General features: G+C 32.0%; 1 protein-coding gene and 1 pseudogene. Both read right to left on the bottom strand.

From position 1 onward, the window contains the following. A partial coding sequence (locus O3884_RS08910) for a peptidase (protein ID WP_371453028.1) occupies window positions 1–2818 on the bottom strand: 2818 nt, incomplete at its 3' end. 280 nt (window positions 2819–3098) lie between these two features. Beyond that, window positions 3099–4245 (bottom strand): annotated as a pseudogene (locus tag O3884_RS08905) (peptidase); the annotation flags it as partial.

The raw sequence follows: 4245 nt of genomic DNA, 5'->3' as shown, positions 1-4245 counted from the left end.
CTCTAGCAGCTTCTTCTTTCTCTAATCTTTCTTTTTCAGCTTGAACTCTAGCAGCTTCTTTTTCTAATCTTTCTTTTTCGGCTTGAGCTTTTGTAGTTTCATCTTTGTGTAATGATGTTACTTGATCAGCTGTTAGTGGAGTAGCACCATCCCAATTGAATTTAAGTGTTGCTGGAACATTTGAATGACCTCTTAATGGTTTTCCATTTACTGATACTGAGAATGTAATAGTTTTTTCAGTTAATTTTTCAGGACTTGTGAAGTGGAATACTTTTTCATGGCTTTCACCACCAAGATCAGTTCTTTCAGCAGGAGTACCATCAACAGTTAAAGTATCTACAGTTCCTACTAGAGTATTGACATCTAAGTCTTTAAATGTTAGATAGTAGTTGTAAGTATCATTTACTTTTTCAACACGAGTTTTTTCATGTACTAATGCACCATCTGCCATTGAAGTCCTATTAGATTCATGTGCATTATTAATTTTAGCGGGAACTAAGTTATTTGCAGCTTCTTCTTTTACTTTTTCTGCAGTAGGGAAGTCTAAAGCTATTGTACTTTCAGCAGCTCGTTCTTCAAATCTAGGTTTAGCTCCACCTCTAGTTTGGACGCTGATTACAGTATCTACTTGAATTTTATCTAGAAGAGTATCAGTTAAGATTTTACCTTCTTTTAGTTTAGTTGCTGCGTCAACTTCAGTAAAGTTAACTTCATTTCCTTTATAAGTAAGTTTAGAAACTGTAAATGGTTTGTTACGTAATAAGTAAGTAGAAGATTTACCTTCTTTTACTTGAATAGTGTATTGATATTTATCTCCAACTTTTTCAACTTTTACATCTTTAACAAATGCATTTTCATAGATTGAACTTGAATTAGTAGTTCTACCATTTAATTCACCTTTAACAGTAGCTGGGAATGTAGTAGGAACTTTATCAGCATCTACTTCATGATCAGGTACTGAAGGTTTAGCAGGTGTAACTTCTTTAGGTTTTTCTACTTTAGGGAAGTCTAGAGCTATTGTACTTTCAGCAGTTCTGTCTTCAAATCTAGGTTTAGCTCCACCTTTTGTTTGAACATTTAATACAGCATCTACTTGAATTTTGTCTAAAAGAGAATCAGTTAAGATTTTACCTTCTTTTAGCTTAGTAGCAGCATCAACTTCAGTAAAGTTAATTTCAGTTCCCTTATAAGTAAGTTTAGAAACTGTAAATGGCTTATTACGTAATAAGAAGTTAGTAGATTTACCTTCTTTAACTTGGATAGTATATTGATATTTATCCCCAACTTTTTCGACTTTTACATCTTTAACAAATGCATTTTCATAGATTGAAGCAGTACCAGTAGTTCTACCATTTAATTCAGCTTTTACTGTAGTAGGGAAAGTGTTAGGAACTTTATCAGCATCAACATTGTGGTCAGCAGCTGTTGGTGTTGCTGGTTTTGGTTCTTCTTTTGGTGTAGTTGGTGCAGGCTTAACTGGTTTAGGTTTAGCAGGTGCAACTACATCTTCTAATTTTACAGGTCTTTCCTTATAGTCAGTAGCTGTTTCATAGTATAGTTTTAATGTAACAAAGTGTGACATTAAAGCACCATTTGGATATGGAGCAGTACCGTCTAATTGAATTTTTTCTAATAGTTTATCAGTAATGATAGATCCTTCTTTTACTGAAGAATTACCGTTTGTTGCTAAAGTAGTTAATGGAACATCTTTACCTTGGTATGCTACTTTATGTAATTCGAATGGATAGAATTCTCCACCTACATCAGCAAGACCTTTTTTGAATCTAAGTGTATATTTGTATTTATCCCCAACTTTTTCAACTTTAACATAGTTATCTAATGCAGAACCGTATAATGATTCTTCATCGTTATTGTTAGCATTTCTTAAATGTCCTTGAACGTGGATAGGGAAGTCTTTTTTAATAGTTCCTTTGTATTCAACGTCTTTGTTAGGATTTTCATAAGTTGCTGCTTCATAGTTATCAGCAGTTACTTTTTTTCTAGATAATGATGACAGGTCAAATTTTAAAATCATTCTTTGAGTTCCTGCACCTTCCATGATTGAATTCATAACAGGAACAAACACTTTTGTATATGTTTCTAATTTATTGTTAGAATCAATTTTATTTTTATCTACATTGAAATTAATAGTTTTCGGATAAACAGTACGACTAGGAAATTCTTTTTTGTATGCATCAGTGAAGTTATCAGTCTCATTAGTACCATAATTTTCAACTATAGTTGAGTCTTTAAACTCACTATCATCAATTTTTTCACGATCTGCATGTGTCTTATCTCCATCATAGTATTTTAAATCTCCTAAATAACCAGTAAGACCACCAAATGTGATAGGTTTAAATGAAACATTTACAGAGTATTGTCCATTTTTTACTATTAATTTTGTTTTTTCATTGTCGATTGCAGGCGCAGCCATAGAAGGACGTCCTTCTTCATGGAATTTTAAGGCTTCAGCAGTAATCTTATATTCACCATCTTTTAAAGCTTTAACATCTTGAGCTACAGTAGCTGATTCTTCAGCTTTAGGAGCAGTAGTTGCTGGAGCTGTAACTGATGTAGTAGCAGGGGCTGCAGCAGAGTTCGCTGCTGGAGTTGCTGGTGAATTAGTTTCCCCAGTAGTAGATGCTGGTGCTGTAGGTTGCGTAGTAGTTGGCTTCGTAGAAGAAGTTGTTGTATTTGCTACAACTGGTGTTTCTTCTGCTGCGAATACGAAATTATCTTGATCGTATGCTTCAATTGCTGCAACAGCAGAAAAAATTGCAGTTGCTGACAAAACTTTTAATAATGTTGTATTTTTCATATTAGGAATTTTCTCCTTTAATTTTTATATTATTAGATATTAAATCGTTATCACTATTATAATACAAAAAACCGTGTAAATAAAGGTAAAAGTGATAATTGCTATCAGATATAACCTAAAATAGACGAAATTTACAACAAAGTTTCAAAAATAGTTCACAACTCCGCCATAATTTAGACGTTTTGCATTCTATAAAATACAAAAATATTATTAATAAAATTTTATGAAACAATGAAAATATGGGCTTGGAATACCTCCAAACCCACATTTTTCTTAAATATTATTTATTAAATTTTCTACGTAATACTAAAGCAGATAATAGTACTAATGCACCTAATCCAGCAGTAGCGGTAGAAGCTAATCCAGTATTAGCAAGTCCTTTTTTAACAGTATTTACAGAAGCTGTAGAAGTTGCTTGGTTATTAGTTTTAACTACATCAAGTTTTTCATCATCTTTAATGTCTTTGTTGTCATCTTGTCCAAAGATATTTAGAGGGTCTTTTTGAGTAGTTTCATTTAAAACTTTATTTAAATCTAGAGCAGGTAGTTCTTCTTGAACTAAAGCTTCACCTTTGTCTGTCACTACAGGTTTACTTAAGATAGTATATTTACTGAAGTGACTAGTAAAGAATGTAAGTTTTCCATCTTTATAAACACTAGGAACTTTTTCTAACTTGTCTCCATTTACTTTGTCTTCATTTACGTAGTAAACTTCAAGTTTTTCACCTTCATTAGCTACGACAGCAACAGTAACTGTACGAGTTTCACCTTGTTTGTTAACTCTAGCTCCACTAGCATCTGTGAAGTAAAGATCGATTGTTTTAACAACATTTAGATTTTCATCAGCTTTTTTAGCTAGTTCTTCTACTTTTGCAACTGTTTCTGTATCAGCTTTTTTAACAACTAAGTTAGACGCTTTTACAGCTGTATTGTCAAATGAAACTTTGATTTCTCCTGTAATTCCTTCTACTTTGGCTACTAGAGTATCTTTAAGAGATGCAGTTTTTACAATTGCTTCTAATTGTTTAGCTTCTTCGTTACTTAAAGACTTATCATTAGCAATGTCTTTTACTGCTTCATTTTTAACTTCTTCTAATTTTTTGATTTCTTTAACTTTATTTTCAAGTTTAACTGCTTTTTCAGTTTCAGTTTTTAATTCAGTTGCTTTTGCTGTAAGTTCTTTTTCAACTGCTGCTTTTTCTGTAGCTAATTTTTCTTTTTCAGCTTCAGTAGTAGCATTGTTTATAGCTTCATCTTTTTCTTTAACTAGTTTTTCTAATTGTGCTTTATCAGCTTCTAATTTAGTTACTGTTTCTTTAGTAGTTTCAGCATCTTTTTTAGCTTGTTCTTCAATTTTTTTGTTTTCAGCTTGGATTTTTTCAACAGCTTCTTTTAGAGCTTTTTCTTTTTCAAGTCTTTCTTTTTCT

It is taken from the genome of Gemella sp. 20925_1_85, assembly GCF_041433735.1.
Classification (GTDB): Bacteria; Bacillota; Bacilli; order Staphylococcales; family Gemellaceae; genus Gemella.
The sequence above is the reverse complement of the archived record's forward strand: the minus strand, read 5'-3'. Positions and strand labels throughout refer to the sequence as shown.